Consider the following 23226-nt stretch of genomic DNA (forward strand, 5'->3'; position numbering starts at 1 on the left):
ATTTACGGCCTTGTAGTAGAAGCAGAATTAACAAACCACTGCTGGATGTTACCCATCGCGGAATGCGACGTATCCAGAATCGGCTGCGGATAGAAGCCCAGCAGCACCAGCAGTACAACAATCAGCAGAACGATGGACAGTTCGCGCGGTGACATCCCCGGCAGTTCCTGCGCCGCGATTTGGCTCTTCGCTTTACCGAAGTAAGCGCGATGCAGCATCGCCAGCGAGTAAACGGACGCGAAGACCAGGCCGAAGGTGGAGACAACCGTAATCACCGGAACCACTTTGAAGCTGCCGAACAGAATCATAAATTCGCCGACAAAGTTACCGGTGCCCGGCATCCCCAGCGTCGCCACTGCGAAGAACATCGACAGGGCTGGCAGCCACTTAATTTTGCTCCACAGACCGCCCATCATGCGCATGTCACGGGTATGCAGACGTTCGTACAACTGACCGCAGAGGATGAAGAGACCTGCCGCAGAGAGACCGTGCGCAATCATCTGAATCACCGCGCCCTGGTACGCCAGCTGGCTGCCGGTGTAGATAGCAATCAGCACGAAGCCCATGTGGGAAACGGAGGTATACGCGATCAGACGTTTGATGTCGTACTGCGTGAATGCCATCCATGCGCCGTAGAAGATGCCAATAACACCGAGCCACATCGCAATCGGCGCGAACTCAGCGGAAGCATTCGGGAACAGCGGCAGCGCAAAGCGCAGCAGACCGTAAGCCGCGGTTTTCAGCAAGATCCCCGCCAGGTCGACAGAACCCGCCGTTGGTGCCTGGGAGTGCGCGTCTGGCAGCCAGCCGTGCAGCGGAACCACCGGCATTTTCACCGCAAACGCGATGAAGAAGCCCAGCATCAACAGGTATTCCACGCCGTGAGACATTGGCGTTTTCAGCAGGTCTTCGTAGTTGAAGGTCCAGATACCGGTCGCGTTGTGGTGAACAAATACCAGCCCCAGGATCGCAATCAACATCACCAGACCACTCGCTTGGGTGTAGATGAAGAACTTGGTCGCCGCCGTGATACGCGTTTTACCGTCGGATGCCTTGTGGCCCCACAGCGCGATCAGGAAGTACATCGGCACCAGCATCATTTCCCAGAAGAAGAAGAACAGGAACATGTCGATGGCAAGGAACACGCCGATCACGCCGCCCAGGATCCACATCAGGTTCAGGTGGAAGAATCCCTGGTATTTTTGAATCTCATTCCAGGAACACAGTACCGCCAGAACGCCGAGCAGGCCGGTCAGCACCACCATCAGCAGCGACAGTCCGTCGATGGCGAGGTGGATCGTGATACCAAAGCGCGGTATCCACGGCAGGATAAATTCAGACTGCCACTGCGGAATGCCCGCAGACTGGGTCAGTGAATAGCCGCCCTGCAACCAGAGTTGCAGACCAAGTGCAAGCGTCAATCCCATGGTGATCAGCGCAATCCAGCGCGGCATCTTCACGCCAAAGCGTTCGGTCTGCCAGCACAGGAACCCACCAATGAAGGGAATTAATATTAGCCAGGGTAGTAACATGGCGATTTTTATTCCTTTTTAAGGCCTCAGCAGAGGCCGATGTTCAACGAATTCTCACGGAAAATTCAGTTCGGATGGGGTTTGTTGTGTCGGGTGGCGCTTACGCTTACCCGACCTACGGTCTTGTAGGCCCGGTAAGCGCAGTGCCACCGGGCGAAACCCCATCTCAAATCAACGCAACACCATCAGCAGCGCCAGCACGACAACCGCACCAATGCTCATCGAAGCCACATACCAGCGCAGATAACCGTTCTCGCTCAACAGCAGGCCTTTACCTGCGAAGCGGGACAGCACCGCCGGGATGTTCATCATGGAGTTCATTGGATCGCGTTTCAGCAGCCACGCAATGCCGAGGAACGGCTTAACGAAGATCATGTCGTACAGCCAGTCGAAGCCCCACGCGTTGTACCACCAGGTGCCCAGCAGACGGCCCGGCGCACTGTTAGCCACCGCAGTGACCAGAGTACGTTTGCCCAGCCACAGCCATGCAGCGATCAGGATGCCCGCGATAGCGACCACACCCGAGGTGATTTCAAGCGTCAGAACGCGACCGTGCTCAAGCTCGGTGGTGTCTGGCAGTACGCCCTGCAGCGGTGGCACAATCATCGCGCCAACGAAGGTAGACAGCACCAGTAGCACCAGCAGCGGCAGGTGGTGGGTAATCCCCTTCCCTGCGTGAGCGTGAATTTGTTCTTTACCGTGGAACACGATGAAAATCATTCGGAAGGTATACAGGGAGGTCATGAATGCACCGACCAGACCTGCCACCATCAGATTGATATGACCATTTGCCATCGCACCCGCAAGGATTTCGTCCTTACTGAAGAAGCCCGCGGTGATGATCGGCAGAGCCGACAGCGCCGCGCCACCCACCAGGAAGCAGACATAAACCAGCGGAATAGATTTGCGCAGACCGCCCATCTTGAAGATGTTCTGCTCGTGGTGGCACGCCAGAATGACGGAGCCGGACGAGAGGAACAGCAGCGCTTTGAAGAACGCGTGCGTCATCAGGTGGAAAATCGCCGCGTCCCATGCCTGTACGCCGAGCGCCAGGAACATGTAGCCAATCTGGCTCATGGTCGAGTAAGCGAGAACGCGTTTAATGTCGGTCTGAACCAGCGCGGCAAAGCCCGCCAGCACCAGCGTTACCGCACCCACGATACCGACCAGGTGCAGGATTTCCGGGGTCATCAGGAACAGGCCATGAGTACGCGCAATGAGATAAACACCAGCGGTCACCATGGTTGCCGCGTGGATCAGCGCGGAGACAGGCGTTGGGCCTGCCATCGCGTCCGCAAGCCAGGTCTGCAACGGCAGCTGCGCGGATTTACCCACAGCACCACCGAGGAGCATCAGCGTTGCCCACGTCAGCATATTGTTGCCTGCTTCGAAGTGAGCCGGTGCCAGTTCCACCATTTCGCGGAAGTTCAGCGTGCCCAGTTCGTTGTAAAGAATGAACAGCGCGAAAGCGAGGAACACGTCACCCACACGGGTCACGATGAACGCTTTCATGGCCGCTGCGCCATTCTTCGGATCGGTGTAGTAGAAACCGATCAGCAGGTAAGAACAGAGACCCACGCCTTCCCAGCCGAGATACATCAACAGCAGGTTATCACCCAGCACCAGAACCACCATGCTGGCGATAAACAGGTTGGTGTAGGCGAAGAAGCGGGAGTAACCCTCTTCACCGCGCATATACCAGGAGGCGAACATGTGGATCAGGAAGCCGACACCGGTCACCACGGAGAGCATGGTCAGAGACAGACCATCCAGCACCAGACTGAAACCGATGTTGAAATCACCGACCGACATCCAGGTCCACAGCGGCAGGGTAAATGCCTGCTTGCCGTTGTTAAAGAAGTCGATACCCGCATACGCTGTCACCAACGCAGCCAGGCCGATTGAGCCAATCCCCACGGTGGCGGACAGATTTTCTGACCAGCGACCGCGAGAAAACGCCAGCAGCATAAAGCCGATCAGCGGGAAAATAATGGTAAAGGCGAGCATGTTCATCCACGCAACTCACTTACTGAATCGATGTTCAGGTTCTGGCGGCGACGATGGAGCTGCAGCAACAGCGCCAGGCCAATACTCGCTTCGGCAGCCGCAAGGCTGATGGCGAGAATGTACATTACCTGACCATCGGTCTGGCCCCAGTAGCTACCGGCGACCACAAAGGCCAGCGCGGAAGCGTTGATCATGATTTCCAGACCGATCAGCATAAACAGCAGATTGCGGCGGATAACCAGACCGGTTAAGCCCAGAACGAACAAAATCGCGGCGAGGATCAGTCCATGTGTTAAGGGGATCATGCGCGCTCCTCCGTTTTTCTTTTCGCGCTGTCATTCGCACGGTTGCTCAGCACTTCGCCAGCACGCTCTTCGCGACCGACGTGGAAGGCCACAACCAGACCCGCCAGCAGCAGCATCGACGCCAGTTCAACGGCCAGTACGTACGGGCCAAACAGCGTGATACCGACCGCTTTCGCGCTAATCGGCGTACCGTCGATGCCCTGATCGTTAACGCCGAGAATCGCGTAAACGATCACCGCTAACATGATGGCCGACAGAATCGCCGGGCCAATCCACACCTGCGGTTTTAACCACTGACGTTCTTGTTCAATTTCAGAGCCACCCAGGTTCAGCATCATCACCACGAAGACGAACAGAACCATAATGGCACCGGCGTAGACGATGATTTCCAGTGCGCCCGCAAAGTGGGCTCCCAGCGAGAAGAACACGCCGGAAATGGCCAGCAGCGAAATGATTAAATACAGCAGCGCATGCACCGGATTGGTGTGCGTAATCACTCGCAGCGTGGCCAGGATGGCGATAAGGCCACAGATATAAAAAGCGAATTCCATTGCCCCTCTCCTTACGGTAACAGGCTCTTGACGTCGATAGGCTTGGCTTCGTTCTCTGCTTCGCCCTTATCTTTGCCGTCGATTGCCATACCCGCCATCCGGTAGAAGTTATATTCCGGGTATTTGCCCGGACCGGAAATCAGCAGATCCTCTTTCTCGTACACCAGGTCCTGACGCTTGTACTCACCCAGTTCGAAATCTGGAGTCAGCTGAATCGCCGTGGTTGGGCACGCTTCTTCACACAGACCGCAGAAAATGCAGCGTGAGAAGTTAATGCGGAAGAACTCAGGGTACCAGCGGCCATCTTTGGTCTCTGCTTTCTGCAAAGAGATACAGCCGACCGGACACGCTACCGCACACAGGTTACAGGCCACGCAGCGCTCTTCGCCGTCCGGATCGCGGGTCAGCACGATACGGCCACGGTAGCGCGGCGGCAGATATACCGGCTCTTCCGGATACATCTGGGTTTCGCGTTTTGCAAACGCGTGCAGGCCGATCATCCAGATACTGCGAAGCTGGGTGCCAGTGCCTACCAATAATTCTTTTAAGGTCATGTTCTATAGCCCCTTATGGCTGCTGCCAGAGAATGACAGCCGCCGTTACCAACAAGTTGACGAGCGTCAGCGGCAGGCACACTTTCCAGCCGAAGGACATTACCTGGTCATAACGCGGACGCGGTAAGGACGCACGAATCAAAATGAACATCATCATGAAGAACGCGGTTTTCAGCGCGAACCAGATGAACGGCGGTAAGAACGGGCCATGCCAGCCACCAAAGAACAGCGTTACCATCAACGCGGAAATGGTGACGATACCGATGTACTCGCCCACGAAGAACAGACCGAATTTCATGCCGGAATATTCAATGTGGTAACCGTCGGCCAGTTCCTGTTCGGCTTCTGGCTGGTCAAACGGGTGACGGTGACACACCGCCACGCCCGCGATGGCAAAGGTGACAAAACCAAAGAACTGCGGAATGACGTTCCAGATATCAGCCTGGTTATTGACGATGTCGGTCATGTTGAATGAACCGGCCTGCGCCACCACGCCCATCAGGGAAAGACCGAGGAACACTTCGTAGCTCAGGGTCTGCGCAGACGCACGCATCGCACCCAGCAGGGAGTATTTGTTGTTACTCGACCAGCCCGCGAACAGGACCGCGTAAACCGCCAAGCCTGCCATCATCAGGAAGAACAGGATCCCGATGTTCAGGTCCGCTACCACCCAGGTCGGACTGACCGGGACGATAGCAAAAGCCAGCAGCAGCGAGGTAAAGGCGATCATCGGCGCCAGGGTAAAGATGACGCGATCCGAGAATTTCGGGATCCAGTCTTCTTTAAAGAACATCTTGATCATGTCCGCGACCAGCTGGAGTGAACCACCCCAGCCCACGCGGTTCGGTCCGTAACGGTTCTGGAACAGACCGAGCAGACGACGTTCACCAAAGCTCATGAACGCACCGCAGGTGACAACCACCAGCAGAATGACCACCGCCTTGAGAATGCTTAACAGAATTTCGATGAGATCCGGCGTTAACCAACTCATGCTTGTGCCTCCTGCAGATTATCAAGACGCGCGCCCGCCAGTACCGGAGCGATGCCCGGCAGACCCATCGGCAGACCGACCTGCCCTGCTGTCAGACCGTCCGCAATAATCAGCGGCAGGCTGATGGTCTGGCCTTCATAGCTAAAGGAGACCTGGCTGCCCGCATTGACGCCAAGCTTCGCGGCATCCGCCGGATTGAGCTTGATGTACGGCTGCGGCATACGCGTCTGGAACACCGGAGAACGCTGGGACATCTCATCACTACCAAACAGATGGTAGTAAGGCGCGATACGCCAGTTGCCTTCCTGCGCTTCGAAGCTTGTCGGAACGGTCGTGAAGTACTCCAGACCCGTTTCGCTCGCTTCAATCAAACGCACACCTGGATCGCCGTGGCGCAGAGAACCACCCACTTCGGCCTGGAATTTGTTCCATGCCTGCGGGGAGTTCCAGCCCGGTGCCCATGCGAACGGAATCTGAGAACGCGGTGCAGATGGCTGGTTGTTCCCTTCCATCGAGAAGGCGAACATGGTGTCTTTATCCTGCGGCTGACGCGGTTCGTGCACGCTGATATTTGCACGCATCGCCGTACGGCCACTGTAACGGTGCGGTTCACGCGCCAGTTTCTGGCCGCGAATGCGGAAGTTCGCATCCGGCGCAGCATCTTTAATGCCTGCCAGTTGTGGCAGTTTGGCCACCACTGCGTCGATAACATCATCGAGCTGCGTCCAGTCCACCTGACGGTTTTCCACGGTGCTGTGCAGAGAGTGCAGCCAGCGCCAGCTTTCCAGCATCACGTTGTTGCTGTCGTAGTAAGACGGGTCATAAACCTGGAAGAAACGCTGTGCGCGGCCTTCGTTGTTGATAACCGTACCGTCGCTTTCAGCAAAACTTGCTGCCGACAGCACCAGATGCGCTTTGTCCATGATCGCCGTACGCTGATGGTCGATAACCATTACCAGCGGTGCTTTAGACAGGGCCGCATCTACGCGGGCCGCAGACGCATGACGATGCAGGTCGTTCTCAAGGACGATAACGCCGTCAGCCGCACCCGATTCGAGTTCGCTTAATGCTTCTTCCAGAGAACCGCCGCCAATCATACCCAGACCGACGCTGTTCACGGCGCGTGCAATCATGGTCACGCCCACGTCCGCTCCGCGCCCTTTCAGCGCTTTCGCGACGTTTGCCGCAGCCTGAATCACGTCCGGGCTACCGGCGTTGGTGCCGGAAATAATCAGCGGTTTTTTCGCTCCGGCCAAAGCCTGAACGATCACGTCAATCTTGTTTTGCAGGTCACGATCCAGGCCTTCAACGGCCGGAGCACTGTTATCCAGCGCGTGAGCAATGGCAAAACCGAGACGCGCCTGATCTTCTACCGGTGCGCGATAGGTCCACGCCGCGATGTCGTCCAGACGGGTGTTGTCGACATTAGTGACAAACAGCGGATGCTTGGCGCGCTGGCCGATATTCAGGATCGCCGCAATCTGCCAGTCAGCCACTTTCTGGGCCGCTGCCATTTCACGTGCTTTACCTTTCACCGCCTGACGAACCGCCAGCGCAACGCGTGCCCCGGTCTGCGTCAGATCTTCGCCCAGCACCAGCACGGCGTCATAGGATTCGATTTCGCGCAGCGCAGGAGTACGAATACCGCCTTCGCGCAGCACTTTCAGCACCAGTTGCAGACGTTCCTGCTCGCCGTTGGCGATCCCGGTGTAGAAGTTATCCGCACCCACCAGCTCCCGCAGCGCAAAGTTGCTTTCGACGCTGGCACGCGGGGAGCCGATACCGATCACTTTCTTCGACTGGCGCAGAATATCTGCTGCGCCCTGCATCGCTTGCTCAGCGTTGAGGGTGATCAGGTCATCGCCACGGCGCTGAACCGGCTGACGCGGACGGTCTTTCAGGTTCACATAGCCATAGCCAAAACGACCACGGTCGCAGAGGAAGTAGTGGTTAACGGTACCGTTGTAGCGGTTTTCGATACGACGCAGTTCGCCGTAGCGCTCACCCGGGCTGGTGTTACAGCCGAGGGAACATTGCTGGCAGATGCTTGGCGCAAACTGCATGTCCCACTTACGGTTATAACGCTCGGAGTGCGTTTTGTCGGTGAATACGCCGGTCGGGCAGATTTCTACCAGGTTGCCGGAGAATTCGCTTTCCAGCGTACCGTCTTCCGGACGACCAAAGTAGACGTTGTCATGTGCGCCATACACGCCCAGATCCTGACCGTCTGCATAATCTTTGTAGTAACGCACACAGCGGTAGCAGGCGATGCAGCGGTTCATTTCATGAGAGATGAACGGCCCCAGATCCTGATTGCGGTGGGTACGTTTGGTAAAGCGATAGCGACGGAAGCTGTGACCGGTCATGACGGTCATATCCTGAAGGTGGCAGTTACCGCCCTCTTCGCAGACCGGACAGTCGTGCGGGTGGTTGGTCATCAACCATTCCACAACGCTCTCGCGGAACTGTTTCGCTTCTTCGTCTTCAATCGAAATAAAGGTGCCTTCGGTCGCTGGTGTCATACAGGACATGACCAGGCGTCCACGCGTGTCTTCCGCGTTTTGATATTGCTTCACCGCACACTGGCGGCAAGCACCGACGCTGCCCAGCGCCGGATGCCAGCAAAAATACGGAATATCAAGGCCGAGAGACAGACAAGCTTCTAGCAGGTTGTCGGCCCCGTTGACCTCGTATTCTTTGCCGTCTACATGAATCGTAGCCATTAGCATGCTTCCAGTTGGCTCAGAATAAATCTGAGCGTTAATCAAAATTCAGTATCGCTACCAGCGCGCTTTCAGCAGGTTCGGCTGAATACCGTTAATCAAGTGGGTATTGCTGAACTGCTGCTTGATGCCCGCTTCGAATTCGTCGCGGAAATATTTAATCGCGCTTTGCAATGGCTCAACGGCACCTGGTGCGTGGGCACAGAAGGTTTTACCCGGACCGAGGAATCGACACAGTTGCTCAAGTGTTTCGATGTCCCCAGGCTGGCCTTCGCCGCGCTCGATGGCGCGCAGGATCTTCACGCTCCACGGTAAACCATCACGGCATGGCGTACACCAGCCGCAGGATTCGCGGGCGAAGAACTCTTCCAGGTTACGCACCAGCGACACCATGCCAATTTCATGGTCAACGGCCATCGCCAGCGCCGTACCCAGACGGCTGCCTGCTTTACCAATGCTTTCGAATTCCATTGGCAGGTCGAGGTGCGCTTCGGTCAGGAAGTCAGTCCCCGCGCCGCCTGGCTGCCAGGCTTTGAATTTCAGGCCATCGCGCATGCCGCCCGCGTAGTCTTCGAGGATTTCACGTGCGGTAGTCCCGAACGGCAGTTCCCACAGACCCGGATTTTTAACGCGACCGGAGAAGCCCATCAGCTTGGTGCCAGCATCTTTACTGGTCGAGATGTTCTGATACCACTCCACGCCGTTGGCGAGGATAGCCGGCACGTTACACAGGGTTTCGACGTTGTTGACACAGGTCGGTTTACCCCACACGCCAGAGCTTGCCGGGAACGGAGGCTTGGAGCGCGGGTTCGCGCGGCGGCCTTCGAGGGAGTTGATCAGTGCGGTCTCTTCACCACAGATATAACGCCCTGCCCCGGTGTGCACGAACAGCTCAAAATCAAAACCGGTACCGAGAATATTTTTGCCCAGCAGGCCCGCTTCGGTCGCTTCCGCGATAGCACGACGCAGGTTTTCCGCTGCTTCAATGTATTCGCCGCGCAGGAAGATGTAGCCACGGTAGGCTTTCAGCGCGAACGCCGAGATCAGCATGCCTTCCACCAGCAGGTGCGGCAGCTGTTCCATCAGCAGACGGTCTTTATAGGTGCCGGGCTCCATTTCATCGGCGTTACACAGCAGGTAACGGATGTTCATGGATTCGTCTTTCGGCATCAGGCTCCACTTAAGACCGGTGGAAAAGCCTGCACCGCCGCGCCCTTTCAGGCCGGAATCTTTAACGGCATTAACGATTTCGTCCGGCGCCATGCCAGACAGCGCTTTACGCGCACCTTCGTAACCGTTTTTGCTCTGGTATTCGTCGAGCCATACTGGCTGTTTGTCATCGCGCAGACGCCAGGTCAGCGGATGAGTCTCAGCAGTGCGAATGACAGTTTTCATTTGTACCGCTCCAGCAGGTCAGGAATTGCTTCCGGCGTCAGATGGCTGTGAGTGTCCTCATCAATCATCATGCTCGGCCCCTTGTCGCAGTTACCCAGGCAGCAGGTTGGCAGCAGCGTGAAACGACCGTCAAAAGTCGTCTGTCCTGGCTTGATGTCGAGTTTTTTCTCGAGCGCGGCCTGGATGCCCTGATAACCGGTGATATGACACACCACGCTGTCGCAATAGCGGATCACATGACGGCCCACCGGCTGGCGGAAGATTTGGCTATAGAATGTTGCCACCCCTTCCACGTCGCTTGCCGGGATACCCAGCACGTCGGCGATCGCGTAGATAGCGCCATCTGGAACCCAACCGCGCTGCTTCTGAACGATTTTCAGCGCTTCAATGGATGCCGCACGCGGGTCTTCGTAGTGATGCATTTCATGCTCAATTGCCGCACGTTCTGCCGCACTCAGCTCAAAAGCCTCGGTTTGTGGTTGTTGATTCTCGTGCATAATTAGCGGTCCACATCTGACATAACAAAATCGATACTACCCAGATACACAATCAGGTCGGAGACCAGACTGCCGCGAATGGCGGACGGGATCTGCTGCAGGTGCGCAAAGCTCGGCGTACGGATACGCGTACGGTAGCTCATGGTGCTGCCGTCACTGGTCAGGTAGTAACTGTTAATACCCTTGGTCGCTTCAATCATCTGGAAGGATTCCTGGGCTGGCATGACCGGGCCCCATGAAACTTGCAGGAAGTGAGTGATCAGGGTTTCGATATGTTGCAGCGTGCGCTCTTTCGGTGGCGGCGTCGTCAGCGGGTGATCCGCTTTGAACGGGCCTTCCGGCATGTTTTTGAGGCACTGCTCAAGGATGCGCAGACTCTGGCGCAGCTCTTCCACTTTCAGCATCACGCGGGTGTAGCAGTCGGATACACCGCCGCCAACCGGGATTTCAAAGTCGAAGTTTTCGTAGCCAGAATATGGACGGGCTTTACGCACGTCGAAATCAATACCGGTCGCACGCAGGCCAGCACCGGTGGTGCCCCACTCCAGCGCTTCTTTCGCGCCGTAAGCGGCAACGCCTTTGGAACGGCCAATCAGAATGGTGTTGCGCAGCGCGGCTTTCTCGTAAGAAGCCAGACGCTTCGGCATCCAGTCGAGGAATTCACGCAGCAAGCGATCCCATCCGCGCGGCAGATCGTGTGCCACACCGCCGATACGGAACCAGGCCGGGTGCATACGGAAACCGGTAATCGCTTCAACCAGATCGTAGATTTTCTGACGGTCGGTAAATGCGAAGAACACCGGCGTCATCGCCCCGACGTCCTGAATGAACGTGGAGATGTAGAGCAGATGGCTGTTGATACGGAACAGTTCAGAGAGCATGACGCGGATAACATCAACGCGTTCAGGCACTTTGATACCGGCCAGTTTCTCTACGGCCAGCACGTAAGGCATTTCGTTCACGCAGCCGCCGAGGTACTCGATACGGTCGGTGTACGGAATGTAGCTGTGCCAGGACTGGCGCTCGCCCATCTTCTCAGCACCACGGTGGTGGTAACCGACGTCAGGAACGCAGTCGACAATCTCTTCGCCATCGAGCTGAAGAATAATACGGAATGCACCGTGCGCAGACGGGTGGTTTGGACCGAGGTTGAGGAACATGAAGTCCTCGTTTTCAGTGCCACGCTTCATGCCCCAATCTTCCGGCTTGAAGGTCAGCGCTTCCATCTCCAGATCCTGTTTGGCTTTGGTCAGCTCAAACGGGTCGAATTCGGTGGCGCGTGCCGGGTAGTCTTTACGCAGCGGGTGGCCGGTCCAGGTCTGCGGCATCATGATGCGCGTCAGGTGCGGGTGACCATCGAAGGTCATACCGAACATTTCCCAGGTTTCACGCTCATACCAGTTCGCGTTCGGGAAAAGTTTGGTGATCGTCGGCAGATGCATGTCGTTTTCAGACAATGCCACCTTGAGCATGATATCCCGATTGCGGTCTATTGAGATCAGGTGGTAGAAAACGGAAAAATCCGCCGCGGGTAAACCGTGACGGTGGGTGCGTAGACGCTCATCCATGCCGTGTAAGTCAAACAGCATGACGTAAGGTTTAGGCAGTTTCTTTAAGAACTCTACTGCTTCCAGCAATTGTTCACGCTTGACCCAAACAACGGGTACCCCGGTGCGGGTGGCCTGAACAGTAAAGGCATCCGGCCCAAAACGGTTGCGCAGCTCGCCGATGACCGGGTCATCGAGATGATCCCTGGTCTGCCATGCGGCTTCTTGCGCGGTTAAGTCGGTCATATTGTTCACCATTGCAAATGGTCCGTGGTGACTGTTAAGCCTGGCTTCGCGCTATTTGTATAGTGATATGCGAAGGTTTTGCTCCAGGCCCACAGGCGCAAATTAAATTTCGTCAGGCGTACGCAGATTGGTTACTGCAATACGTTCTCCGCGTTTACGCTCGCGCTCAGACTGCATATTGGCGCGATACACGCCCTGGTCGCCAACCACCCAGGAAAGTGGACGGCGCTCTTTACCGATCGACTCCTGCAGCAGCATCAGCGCCTGCATGTAAGCTTCCGGACGCGGCGGGCAGCCAGGGATGTAAACATCCACCGGGATGAACTTATCAACGCCCTGTACGACGGAATAAATGTCGTACATACCGCCTGAGTTTGCACAAGCCCCCATGGAGATTACCCATTTCGGCTCGAGCATCTGGTCGTAAAGACGCTGAATAACGGGCGCCATTTTGGTGAAGCAGGTTCCCGCAACCACCATCAGGTCAGCCTGACGAGGTGATGCACGCAGTACCTCGGCACCAAAACGCGCAACGTCATGCACCGCAGTGAATGACGTCACCATTTCAACGTAGCAGCAAGAAAGACCAAAGTTGTATGGCCAGATGGAGTTCTTACGACCCCAGTTGACCATATCGTGCATGGCATGTTCGAGCTTGCCCATGTACACGCTTTTGTTGACTTCTTGCTCCAGGGGATCGGTTACGATCTCCTGTTTTTGCAGGGGGTAACGGTCATTCTCACCGTTAGGATCTATGCGGGTGAGCGTATAATCCATCTTATTGCCTCGCTGTTACTGCTGACGATTAGAGTTACTGTTTTCCGGATTAACCAGTTCACGGCGTGAACGCACAGGTGTCCAGTCCAGCGCGCCGATGCGCACCAGATACACCAGGCCGGCCAGTAGCACTAAAATGAAAATTGCGGCTTCGACAAAGCCAATCCATCCACTTTCGCGGATTGAAGTTGACCATGCGAACAGGTAGAGCGCTTCAACGTCGAAGATGACGAAGAACATGGCCACCAGATAGAACTTGGCGGACAGGCGTAAGCGAGCGGTACCTACCGAATCGATACCCGATTCAAATGGGGTGTTTTTGTGCCTTGCGCGGGCGCGACCGCCCAGGAACCAGCCACCGATTAACATCAGGCAGCACAGACCAATGGCAACGATTAGAAAGATTGCGAATGCCCAATGATGAGCGACGACTTCTGTGGATGTTGACATACTCATTGCTTACTCATCAAAAGTGATATCTACAGCTCTGCTCTTGCTGGCAGATGGACATCACATCGATTCATGGGGAGGAACAAATAACCTTACACCGACTGTCAGAAATGAGACATAGACAGCAAAATGATGTGGTTTTTTACTCCTTTCTATAACCTTTTGTCAACTTTAACAAAGGTTTCTTCACATTAAATCACATAGATCGATTCTCATTAACATTTCATGCCCTTTAACCCTGGTGGGTTGATGACTTTACGTCAACTGCATGCTGTTGAATCGTGTCCGTTTTGAAGTAAAAGAAATATTACCCCCCTATTTTGACAGGATTTGCTGCTGATTCCTCCCCCTAAATGGGAGTATTTTCTTGATCTGAGACACGCTTTTGTTAATCCAATCAAAAAAACGGCAACATTTTTGCTGGTTTTTTAACATGAGCGCCTCCTGCAGGGTGTTCAAACGCACAATGGCTAAAATTCAAACAAACACACGTAACCACATGAAAATAAAAATCTATTTATAATAACCTTATATTTTATGTCGCTATTTTTGCTAAAAAAAAACCACTCCGCGAAAAATTCGCTCGAGTGGTTCTTTTTTACACTTACAAATTGTTACGAGAATTTTAGGCGCTGGATCACTCAAAATCCCCTTCAACCACCAGGGAATCGCCCCCCCCTTCGGGAGTAACATTCTCGAATTGCCACGGATTGTGGTAGTTCACCATCGCTTCAAAGACGATTTTTGCCAGCTCGTTATTGCTGGACGGATTGTGACACAGCAGGTATTCCGTATCAGGCAAAACGGGCAATCCTTCAGATTTACCTAATACACGTAAATCTGGGCTCATCATCTCAACAGGACGAGCGGTGACACCAAGGCCCGCTTTAACCGCCGCACGTACCGCAGGCAACGTGGAAGCAACATAAGCCAGTCGCCACGGAATATTCGCTTCATTCAGCGCTGATAACACCATATCGCGGAACGGGCTGGGATCATCCAGCAGTACCAGCGGAATAGGTTCACCTTTTTGCAGAACATATTCAGCTGCGCAATACCAGTGCGTCGGCGACGTTCGCAACGTCAGACAATCAAATTGCCCAGGACGGTGTGCCGTGACAACGAGGTCAACTTCATGGTCTTTTAGCATATCAACCATGAACGCATTTCGTTTGACACTGATGTCCAGCGCAAGCTTCGGATAAACCGAACTGATCCGGTTTAGTAAAAACGGCAATATCGTATCAGCGGATTCATCAGATGCGCCTAACGTTAAAACGCCCTGAAGATTGCTAAACATTAATGACATACATGCTTCATCATTGAAGCGTAAAATCTTCCGTGCGTAACCCAGTAGCTGGATCCCGTGCTCAGTTAAGAGCTTATTACGACCGTGGCGCGCAAAGAGTTCTTTGCCCACCAGTTGTTCCAGTCGCTGCATTTGTTGACTGACTGCCGATTGGGTACGGCAGACAGCGGCTGCAGCGGCAGCAAAGGTATTGAGATCAGCGACCGCAACAAACGTTCTCAGCAGATCGAGGTCGAGATTCATTATCGGACGATTTGCATTTATCATATCTATTCACTTACAAGTTGCTCGTGCGGAGCTGCCCGACCGGCAGACTACATGACAGATAGTTATTGGCTGGTGTATAGCAGAAGTCAGAAACAACGTTCCATGACGATAATTTTATTCTCTTAAATGTTCAGGATATTTTGAGGTTTTACTGATTTAGGTAAATTCCATTAAAGAACTTACAAATCACTACCCTCTTTTCCCGCAACATGGGCACAGCAGTAAAGGCTTGCCTATCCAGTATAGTAGAGATAATTCTAACAATAACAATCAACTAATTCAGAAAAAGCAGCGTGAATTACACAGCAATGTAAACATTTCACTCTTTTCCTGAGACAACATCTTAACCCAAATCCACTTTATTTATAAGTATTATTACACCATTCCTGATTAATCGATGTTGATTAATGGCTAAACTAATTTTATTAAAATTAACGAAAGTTAAGATTTACGCACCATTAATAAATAAAAATTAATTTAGAATAGGTTTATCCATTAATAATGCTTAACATTATTTTCACACGCGTAACCTTAAGCAAAATCGGGCATTCACCAAAGATATTAAGAAGCATTCCGGTTTTACGAAAGATACCAGATGAAATCATTGCAATATCATCGTTTCTCGCGCGCAGCCTCTGATTTTATCAGGGTAAAATACAACAAATCCATCAACAAACAAAATAATAAACTACCAAAGATGACTATCACGGCGCTATTGACGACAAAATAAGCTCATCTCCAGACAAATAGATTACCTCTCGTTTTCGCATTCCGGCAAAATCTTCTTCTGTACACCCTTCAAAACACCGCGCGGTGGGAGTACATTGTTCCGTGCTGACTTCCACGGCAGGGAGTGGCAATAACAGCTAAAAGGTCAACGATTCATGTCCCCAATCGAAAAATCCAGCAAATTAGATAACGTCTGTTACGACATCCGCGGTCCGGTTCTCAAAGAGGCAAAACGCCTGGAAGAGGAAGGCAATAAGGTCCTGAAACTCAACATTGGTAACCCTGCGCCATTTGGCTTTGACGCGCCGGATGAGATCCTGGTTGATGTGATCCGTAACTTGCCCACTGCGCAAGGCTACTGTGATTCAAAAGGTCTTTATTCCGCCCGTAAAGCCATCATGCAGCATTACCAGGCCCGTGGGATGCGCGATGTCACCGTTGAAGATATCTATATCGGCAACGGTGTTTCCGAACTGATCGTGCAGGCCATGCAGGCTTTGCTGAACAGCGGTGACGAGATGCTGGTACCTGCGCCGGACTATCCGCTGTGGACTGCCGCCGTATCCCTTTCCAGCGGCAAAGCGGTGCACTACCTGTGCGACGAATCGGCTGACTGGTTCCCTGATCTTGACGATATCCGTGCGAAAATTACCCCACGTACGCGCGGCATCGTCATTATCAACCCGAATAACCCAACGGGTGCGGTGTATTCCAAAGAGCTGTTAATGGAGATCGTCGAGATCGCCCGTCAGCACAACCTGATCATCTTTGCCGATGAGATTTACGACAAGATCCTCTACGACGCCGCACAGCATCACTCTATCGCCACGTTGGCCCCGGATCTGCTGACCGTGACCTTTAACGGCTTGTCGAAAACCTACCGTGTGGCCGGGTTCCGTCAGGGCTGGATGGTGCTGAATGGCCCGAAAAAACACGCCAAAGGCTACATCGAAGGGCTGGAAATGCTCGCGTCAATGCGCCTGTGCGCCAACGTTCCGGCACAGCATGCCATTCAGACTGCGCTCGGCGGCTACCAGAGCATCAGCGAATTTATCGTGCCGGGCGGTCGCCTGTACGAGCAGCGTAACCGCGCGTGGGAACTGATTAACGATATTCCTGGCGTCTCCTGCGTGAAACCTAACGGCGCGCTCTATATGTTCCCGAAAATTGACGCTAAACGTTTCAATATTCACGATGATCAGAAAATGGTGCTGGATTTCCTGTTGCAGGAAAAAGTGCTACTGGTTCAGGGAACCGCGTTTAACTGGCCGTGGCCAGACCACGTGCGTATCGTCACTCTGCCGCGCGAGGATGATCTGGAAATGGCGATTAGCCGGTTCGGACGATTCCTCTCCGGCTATCATCAGTAATCCTCCATCAGGCTGCCATCGGCAGCCTGATTTGCATCTTGCCTCCCCTCGCCGCACAATGAACGCTGTCGCAGTGCAAGACAAAAGGTATTCTATGAGTCAAAGTCATTTCTTCGCCCACCTCTCCCGCCTGAAACTCATTAACCGCTGGCCGCTGATGCGCAACGTGCGCACCGAAAACGTGTCGGAACACAGTTTGCAGGTGGCGATGGTTGCTCACGCCCTGGCCGCGATCAAAAACCGTAAATTCAATGGGCAGGTTAATCCTGAACGTATCGCCCTGCTGGCGATGTACCACGACGCTTCTGAAGTCCTGACCGGGGATTTACCGACACCGGTGAAATATTTCAACTCGCAGATTGCGCAGGAATATAAGGCTATTGAGAAGATAGCCCAACAGAAGCTGGTCGATATGGTGCCGGAAGAGCTGCGGGATATTTTTGCCCCACTGATTGATGAACATCAGTGCAGTGAAGAGGAAAGATTGCTGGTGAAACAGGCGGATGCCCTGTGCGCTTATCTTAAATGTCTGGAAGAGCTGTCTGCCGGAAATAACGAGTTTCTGCTGGCGAAAACGCGGCTGGAAAAAACCCTGGAGCAGCGCCGTAGCGCAGAGATGGATTACTTCATGGAGGTGTTTGTCCCAAGCTTCCATCTGTCGCTGGACGAGATTAGCCAGGATTCACCGCTTTAATCATCTGTTGTGCCCGGCGGCGCTACGCTTGCACGGGCCTACAAAACACCCAAATGTAGGCCGGGTAAGGCGCAGCCGCCACCCGGCACACCGATGTCAAAACGGGAACAGCACCGGAATTAACACTACGCATACCAGCATCACCAGAATCGTGAACGGCACGCCAAGCTTCACGAAATCGCTGAATTTATAGTTCCCCGGCCCCAGCACCAGCGTATTTACCGGTGAAGATACTGGCGTCATAAACGCCGCCGATGCAGCCATCGCCACCATCATGGCAAACGGATACGGTGAGACGCCCATCGATTTTGCCATCGCCAGTGCTATCGGCGCCATTAGCACCGCCGTCGCGGTATTGGAAATAAACAGTCCGATACTCGCGCACATCACAAACAGGCAAATCAACATCATGTACGGGCCGTAACCCCCGCCGACGTCCATCAGCCCTTTCACGACCAAATCCACGCCGCCAGTTTTTTGCAGTGCCAGCGCGAAAGGCATCATCCCGACGATCAGAATAATGCTTGGCCAGTGAATGGCTTTATAAGCACTTTCCGCGTCGATACAGCGGAATTTACCCATTAGCAAGCAGGCAATAATGGCCGCTATCGGGTTGGGAATTTCATCGGTGAGCATCAGCGCGACCATCAGCACCAGACAGAAAATAGCGTGTGGAGCCTGGCTGTGAGCGGGTGATGCGTCACTCTCTTCAATGGGCATATTTAGCACCACAAAATCGCGCCCTTTTTGCCCGAGCTGGCTGATAAGCTTCCAGTTGCCGACCACCAGGAAGATATCACCCAATTGCAGCGGCTCATCCACCACCGCCCCTTCCATCGCAACACCGTCGCGCTTCAGCCCGACGACATTCAGGCCGTAGCGGGTACGAAAGCCGATTTCGCGCACGGTTTTACCCAACAATTCGGATTCAGGAATCAAGGAGACTTCCGCCATCCCCACGTCCAATGCCTGGTCAGAGAAATATTCACCGCGGAGCACCATCGGCTCAAGCAGCTGTTCCGTGCAAAACTCGCGCAAATCGACCTCCGCCGTCGACATGTCGATCAGCAAGACGTCGCGGGCACGGAATTCTGATACGCCGTTCACGTTGACAATGACCCGACGGAACCGCCGCCAGCGCTCAACCCCAATGATATTCGCGCCGTAGCGCTCACGCAGTTTGAGATCGTCAAGACGCTGACCAATCAGCGGTGAACCGGGGCGGATTGCCAGACGACGCGCGCGTCCGGTGAGGCGATACTCTTTGATCAAATCGCGGAAAGTGCGACGACGCCAGCCATCGCCTTTTTTGTGTTGTGTATCGCCCTTCAGCGCAAAGCGGGTCAGCAGCATGTAAACCACGCCAAGCACCAGCACCACCAGTCCAATTGGCGTTACGCTGAAAAAGCTAAATCCGGCATAGCCTTCACGCAGCAGTTCACTGTTGACCACCAGGTTTGGCGGCGTGGCGACGAGAGTCATCATGCCACTGATTAACCCGGCAAAACTGAGTGGCATCATCAGGCGCGAAGGCGATATTTCCATACGCATCGAGACGCTTAATACCACCGGAATAAAGATCGCGACCACGCCGGTCGAGCTCATGAATGCACCAAGTCCGGCGACCGTCACCATGAGATAAACAAGCATTTTGGTTTCGCTGCTGCCCGCCACTTTTACCAGCCATGCCCCCATCACCGTGGCAACGCCGGTACGCACCAGCCCATCACCGATGATAAACAGCGCGGCAATCAAAATAACGTTGGGATCGCTAAAACCAGAAAAAGCTTCGGGAAGGGTCAAGGTACCGCTGAGGACAAATGCGACGATCACCAGCAAAGCAACGGCGTCCATGCGCACTTTGCCAGTTGCAAAGAGAATGATGGCGATAGCAAGCAGGCTGAGCACCCAAATCAGTTCACCGTTCACAACATATCCTTGTCAGGGAAAGGGAAGGAAATTTTGCCATAAAAAAGCCCCAACAATGTGGGGCTAAATCATGGGATTACATTTTCAGGGAGACAGTTACATTTCCGTCTGACGCTTTATGAACCGCAAGCGAAGCAAGCGACGTGAGCACTAAGTCCACCTCATCAAGCCGGGGCGAACCGGCCGGAACATTCACGGCAATCACATGACTTCCGGCGTTAAGTCCTGCAAGAACGCCTGCAGCGGCGTCTTCCACCACCACGCAATCGGCCGGATGAATACCCAGCAGTTCTGCGCCCAATAAGAAGGCATCCGGTTCCGGTTTGCCACGCTTCACACGCTCTGCGGTGACAAACACTTCAGGCGTCGGCAGGCCTGCCGCCTTGTGGCGTGCGTGGGCAACAGGAATCGAACCCGAGGTCACGATAGCCCAGGGGATCTGCATTTCATCAAGATGCTGGAGCAGCTCAAGCGCGCCCGGGAGCGCCGCAATACCTTCAACATCTGTCGCTTCGATCTGCTCCAGATACTTGAACTCCGTCTGAACCTCTTCTTCGCTTCTGCCCGGTAAGAAGTGTCGTAACGACGTAATGGCCTGTTTGCCGTGGATGAAATTCAATACTTCCTGATGGTCAATGCCATGCCTGTCGGCCCAATGGCACCACGAGCGCTCGACGACCGGCAGCGAATCCACCAGCGTACCGTCCAGATCAAACAGAAAACCTTTACACTGCACATTCACCCCCTCAGGCATTAATAATTTGCTGAATCTCATTGCTGCTTAAATGGTACTGACGCGGGCAAGCATGCCACGCGCTTAACATACGCTGATATTTTTCCCACATCGGCGTCTGAGAATTGAAGCCATGCGTACCGGCGTCGAAATGGGTATAACGCCCTTCGGTGTTGACCATGAAGCGCACGTAGCTCAGGTAACGCGATTCGGTCGCCACATCAAAGCCCAGGAACGTCACGCGGCGTTCATCAATTGTTTGAGCATCTTTGAGATTGGTCCAGGAAACATGCAGCGCGTGGTACATCTCCATGATGTCGATGACGGTGCGGCACGTCTCTTCTTTCAGCTCACCAAATTCGCGGTCCAGTTCGCGCATCTGCAAGCCAAAACCACGTTCAACGATAGTCTGTAAGCGGCGATAGCGCTCAGCGTTGTCGGGATCAAGCATAGTCATCATCTTGTACTGATTGGACAAAATCAGACGTTGAGCGTTGGTCATTTCCATCTTTCGACTCCTGTTGCGCGTTGCACTAAAAAAAAGACACGGTAACTGATTGTTACTGTGCCTTCTTTTCGTGACCGTTTCGATGATCAATCACAAGTCATCGAGGAATGTTTTATCAAGTTGCTTGAAAGCGCGCTTGAGCGTATCCGCTAACGCCTGGTAATCCGGTTTGCCTTCCACCGGGGCCAGCGCCTGCCCTGCTTCCTGAAGTTTCCCGCGCACTTCATAAAACCAGTGTAAAATAGTAGGTGGCAGCGGCGTGACTGAACGTTTGCCCAGCCACCACAGCCCTTGCATCGGCAACGTAAGCGCAAACAGCGCCGTCGCCACGGCCGGGCCGAGTTGACCGCCCAGCGCAATCTGCCAGCAAAGCGTAAACACAGCGATCGGCGGCATAAAGCGAATCGCATAACGGGTAATGCGAATCACGCGATTATCGATAAACACTGGCGCAAGGCGCTTTTCCAGAGGCCACGTCTTTGCGTAGAGCTGGCCCCGACGAAACAGACTAAAGAAGCTCACGGAGGGGTTTTCTGGTGTCGACATGGCTGTACCTCAACTTCACATATAAAAATTAAAATTTTCGTGCAAATCCACAACAAGCCATGACAACGTTCAAAATATTTTGTCATCGCTACCCAGTATCGGGTATTCTGTGCCAGCCTGATTGGGCCTTAGACGAGAATCGTTAACTCGTCAAATTATCGCATATTATGCCATTGTCTGAAAATCGTTCAAAATGGCATAGCATCATATGGATTTCTTTCATCATGCCAGAAAGTTGGTTTGGCATGATGTTAATCATAAATGTCTGGGTCATCTTGCGCTACGCTACGAGACTCACTGACGTTTTTTTAGCCACGTATCAATTATAGGTACTTCCATGTCGAGTAAGTTAGTACTGGTTCTGAACTGCGGTAGCTCCTCACTGAAATTCGCCATCATCGATGCGCTCAACGGTGAAGAATACCTCTCTGGTTTGGCCGAATGTTTCCATCTTCCTGAAGCACGCCTTAAGTGGAAAATGGACGGCAGCAAACAAGAAGCGGCTTTAGGTGCAGGCGCCGCTCACAGTGAAGCGCTGAACTTTATCGTTAACACTATTCTGGCACAAAAACCAGAACTGTCTGCTCAGCTGACGGCAATCGGTCACCGTGTTGTTCACGGCGGCGAGAAGTACACCGGTTCTGTCGTTATCGACGAATCTGTGATTCAGGGTATCAAAGACGCAGCCTCTTTTGCACCGCTGCACAACCCTGCACACCTGATCGGTATCGCAGAAGCCCTGAAATCCTTCCCGAATCTGAAAGACAAAAACGTGGCTGTGTTCGACACTGCGTTCCATCAGACCATGCCGGAAGAATCTTACCTCTACGCCCTGCCGTACAGCCTGTACAAAGAACACGGTGTACGTCGCTACGGCGCACACGGCACCAGCCACTTCTATGTGACTCAGGAAGCGGCCAAGGTTCTGAACAAACCGGTTGAAGAGCTGAACATCATCACTTGCCACCTGGGCAACGGTGGTTCTGTTTCTGCTATCCGCAACGGCGAATGTGTTGATACTTCTATGGGTCTGACCCCGCTGGAAGGCCTGGTGATGGGTACTCGTTCCGGTGACATCGACCCGGCGATCATCTTCCACCTGCACGACACCCTGGGCATGAGCGTTGATGCTATCAACAAAATGCTGACCAAAGAGTCTGGCCTGCTGGGTCTGACCGAAGTCACCAGCGACTGCCGTTATGTTGAAGACAACTACACCACCAAAGCTGACGCTAAACGTGCAATGGACGTTTATTGCCACCGTCTGGCGAAATACATCGGTTCTTACACTGCACTGATGGATGGTCGTCTGGACGCGGTTATCTTCACCGGTGGTATCGGTGAGAACGCGGCAATGGTTCGTGAACTGTCCCTGGGCAAACTGGGCGTTCTGGGCTTCGACGTTGATCACGAGCGTAACCTGGCTGCCCGTTTCGGCAAGTCTGGCTTCATCAACAAAGAAGGCACCCGCCCGGCTCTGGTTATCCCAACCAACGAAGAGCTGGTCATCGCGCAAGACGCGAACCGTCTGACTGCCTGATACCACACCGCCAGCCTAGCTGGCGG

General features: G+C 53.8%; 20 protein-coding genes. 3 read left to right on the top strand and 17 right to left on the bottom strand.

Annotated elements, in window-relative coordinates; translation table 11 throughout:
- Positions 1-2 precede the first annotated feature (2 nt).
- The 13 genes from nuoM to lrhA all read right to left on the bottom strand — a co-directional run bounded on the left by nuoM (position 3) and on the right by lrhA (position 15151).
- Positions 3-1532, bottom strand: coding sequence for an NADH-quinone oxidoreductase subunit M (gene nuoM / locus JBO43_RS05195; RefSeq protein ID WP_095282742.1), 1530 nt, complete (start codon positions 1530-1532; stop codon positions 3-5).
- A 171-nt stretch (positions 1533-1703) separates the two neighbouring features.
- The gene (nuoL, locus tag JBO43_RS05200; RefSeq protein ID WP_095282743.1) at positions 1704-3545 is read right to left on the bottom strand and encodes an NADH-quinone oxidoreductase subunit L; all 1842 of its coding nucleotides are present in this window, start codon (positions 3543-3545) and stop codon (positions 1704-1706) included.
- On the bottom strand, positions 3542-3844 hold the full coding sequence (nuoK, locus tag JBO43_RS05205; protein WP_003861496.1) for an NADH-quinone oxidoreductase subunit NuoK: 303 nt from the start codon (positions 3842-3844) through the stop codon (positions 3542-3544). Before nuoK ends, nuoL begins: the two co-directional genes overlap by 4 nt.
- On the bottom strand, positions 3841-4395 hold the full coding sequence (gene nuoJ, locus JBO43_RS05210) for an NADH-quinone oxidoreductase subunit J (protein ID WP_095282744.1): 555 nt from the start codon (positions 4393-4395) through the stop codon (positions 3841-3843). Before nuoJ ends, nuoK begins: the two co-directional genes overlap by 4 nt.
- An 11-nt stretch (positions 4396-4406) precedes the next feature.
- Entirely contained in the window at positions 4407-4949 is a 543-nt protein-coding gene (nuoI, locus tag JBO43_RS05215) for an NADH-quinone oxidoreductase subunit NuoI (protein ID WP_095282745.1), read from the bottom strand.
- A 13-nt stretch (positions 4950-4962) separates the two neighbouring features.
- Complete coding sequence (gene nuoH, locus JBO43_RS05220) at positions 4963-5940, bottom strand: NADH-quinone oxidoreductase subunit NuoH (protein WP_095282746.1); 978 nt, start codon at positions 5938-5940, stop codon at positions 4963-4965.
- Positions 5937-8663, bottom strand: coding sequence for an NADH-quinone oxidoreductase subunit NuoG (gene nuoG / locus JBO43_RS05225; protein ID WP_202673845.1), 2727 nt, complete (start codon positions 8661-8663; stop codon positions 5937-5939). The genes nuoH and nuoG overlap by 4 nt, the downstream gene beginning before the upstream one ends.
- A 57-nt stretch (positions 8664-8720) precedes the next feature.
- Positions 8721-10058 carry an NADH-quinone oxidoreductase subunit NuoF gene (nuoF, locus tag JBO43_RS05230; protein ID WP_095282748.1) on the bottom strand — a complete coding sequence of 446 codons (1338 nt, stop codon included), beginning with the start codon at positions 10056-10058 and terminating at the stop codon, positions 8721-8723.
- Positions 10055-10555: an NADH-quinone oxidoreductase subunit NuoE gene (nuoE, locus tag JBO43_RS05235; protein WP_095282749.1), complete on the bottom strand. Its 501-nt coding sequence runs from the start codon at positions 10553-10555 to the stop codon at positions 10055-10057. Before nuoE ends, nuoF begins: the two co-directional genes overlap by 4 nt.
- 2 nt (positions 10556-10557) lie before the next feature.
- Positions 10558-12360 (bottom strand): NADH-quinone oxidoreductase subunit C/D, encoded by a 1803-nt coding sequence (nuoC, locus tag JBO43_RS05240; protein ID WP_202673846.1) that lies wholly within the window; start codon positions 12358-12360, stop codon positions 10558-10560.
- A 90-nt stretch (positions 12361-12450) separates the two neighbouring features.
- Positions 12451-13125, bottom strand: a complete 675-nt coding sequence (gene nuoB, locus JBO43_RS05245) for an NADH-quinone oxidoreductase subunit NuoB (protein ID WP_003861482.1) — start codon at positions 13123-13125, stop codon at positions 12451-12453.
- A gap of 15 nt (positions 13126-13140) precedes the next feature.
- Entirely contained in the window at positions 13141-13581 is a 441-nt protein-coding gene (gene nuoA, locus JBO43_RS05250; RefSeq protein WP_095282751.1) for an NADH-quinone oxidoreductase subunit NuoA, read from the bottom strand.
- A gap of 631 nt (positions 13582-14212) precedes the next feature.
- Positions 14213-15151, bottom strand: a complete 939-nt coding sequence (gene lrhA, locus JBO43_RS05255) for a transcriptional regulator LrhA (RefSeq protein WP_103947223.1) — start codon at positions 15149-15151, stop codon at positions 14213-14215.
- Between the two features lie 884 nt (positions 15152-16035).
- Between lrhA and alaA the strand changes: the two genes are divergently transcribed.
- Together alaA and yfbR are read left to right on the top strand one after the other, a co-directional pair.
- A complete protein-coding gene (gene alaA, locus JBO43_RS05260) occupies positions 16036-17250 on the top strand; it encodes an alanine transaminase AlaA (RefSeq protein WP_095282753.1) in 1215 nt (404 codons plus the stop codon).
- Between the two features lie 94 nt (positions 17251-17344).
- Positions 17345-17944, top strand: coding sequence for a 5'-deoxynucleotidase (gene yfbR, locus JBO43_RS05265; protein WP_095282754.1), 600 nt, complete (start codon positions 17345-17347; stop codon positions 17942-17944).
- 96 nt (positions 17945-18040) lie between these two features.
- On the opposite strand, the gene JBO43_RS05270 is transcribed toward yfbR, so the two are convergent.
- From JBO43_RS05270 to yfbV, 4 genes are all read right to left on the bottom strand, one after another.
- Positions 18041-19873 carry an SLC13 family permease gene (locus JBO43_RS05270; RefSeq protein WP_103950086.1) on the bottom strand — a complete coding sequence of 611 codons (1833 nt, stop codon included), beginning with the start codon at positions 19871-19873 and terminating at the stop codon, positions 18041-18043.
- Between the two features lie 76 nt (positions 19874-19949).
- Positions 19950-20609: a sugar phosphatase gene (locus tag JBO43_RS05275; protein ID WP_202673847.1), complete on the bottom strand. Its 660-nt coding sequence runs from the start codon at positions 20607-20609 to the stop codon at positions 19950-19952.
- 10 nt (positions 20610-20619) lie between these two features.
- A complete protein-coding gene (locus tag JBO43_RS05280) occupies positions 20620-21114 on the bottom strand; it encodes a YfbU family protein (RefSeq protein WP_095282756.1) in 495 nt (164 codons plus the stop codon).
- Between the two features lie 90 nt (positions 21115-21204).
- Positions 21205-21660: a terminus macrodomain insulation protein YfbV gene (gene yfbV / locus JBO43_RS05285; protein ID WP_095282757.1), complete on the bottom strand. Its 456-nt coding sequence runs from the start codon at positions 21658-21660 to the stop codon at positions 21205-21207.
- 337 nt (positions 21661-21997) lie between these two features.
- Here yfbV and ackA point away from each other — a divergent pair, with 337 nt between their 5' ends.
- Positions 21998-23200, top strand: coding sequence for an acetate kinase (gene ackA / locus JBO43_RS05290; protein WP_095282758.1), 1203 nt, complete (start codon positions 21998-22000; stop codon positions 23198-23200).
- The last annotated feature ends 26 nt before the right edge of the window (positions 23201-23226 follow it).

The organism is Lelliottia jeotgali, assembly GCF_016771845.1.
Taxonomy (GTDB): domain Bacteria; phylum Pseudomonadota; class Gammaproteobacteria; order Enterobacterales; family Enterobacteriaceae; genus Enterobacter; species Enterobacter jeotgali.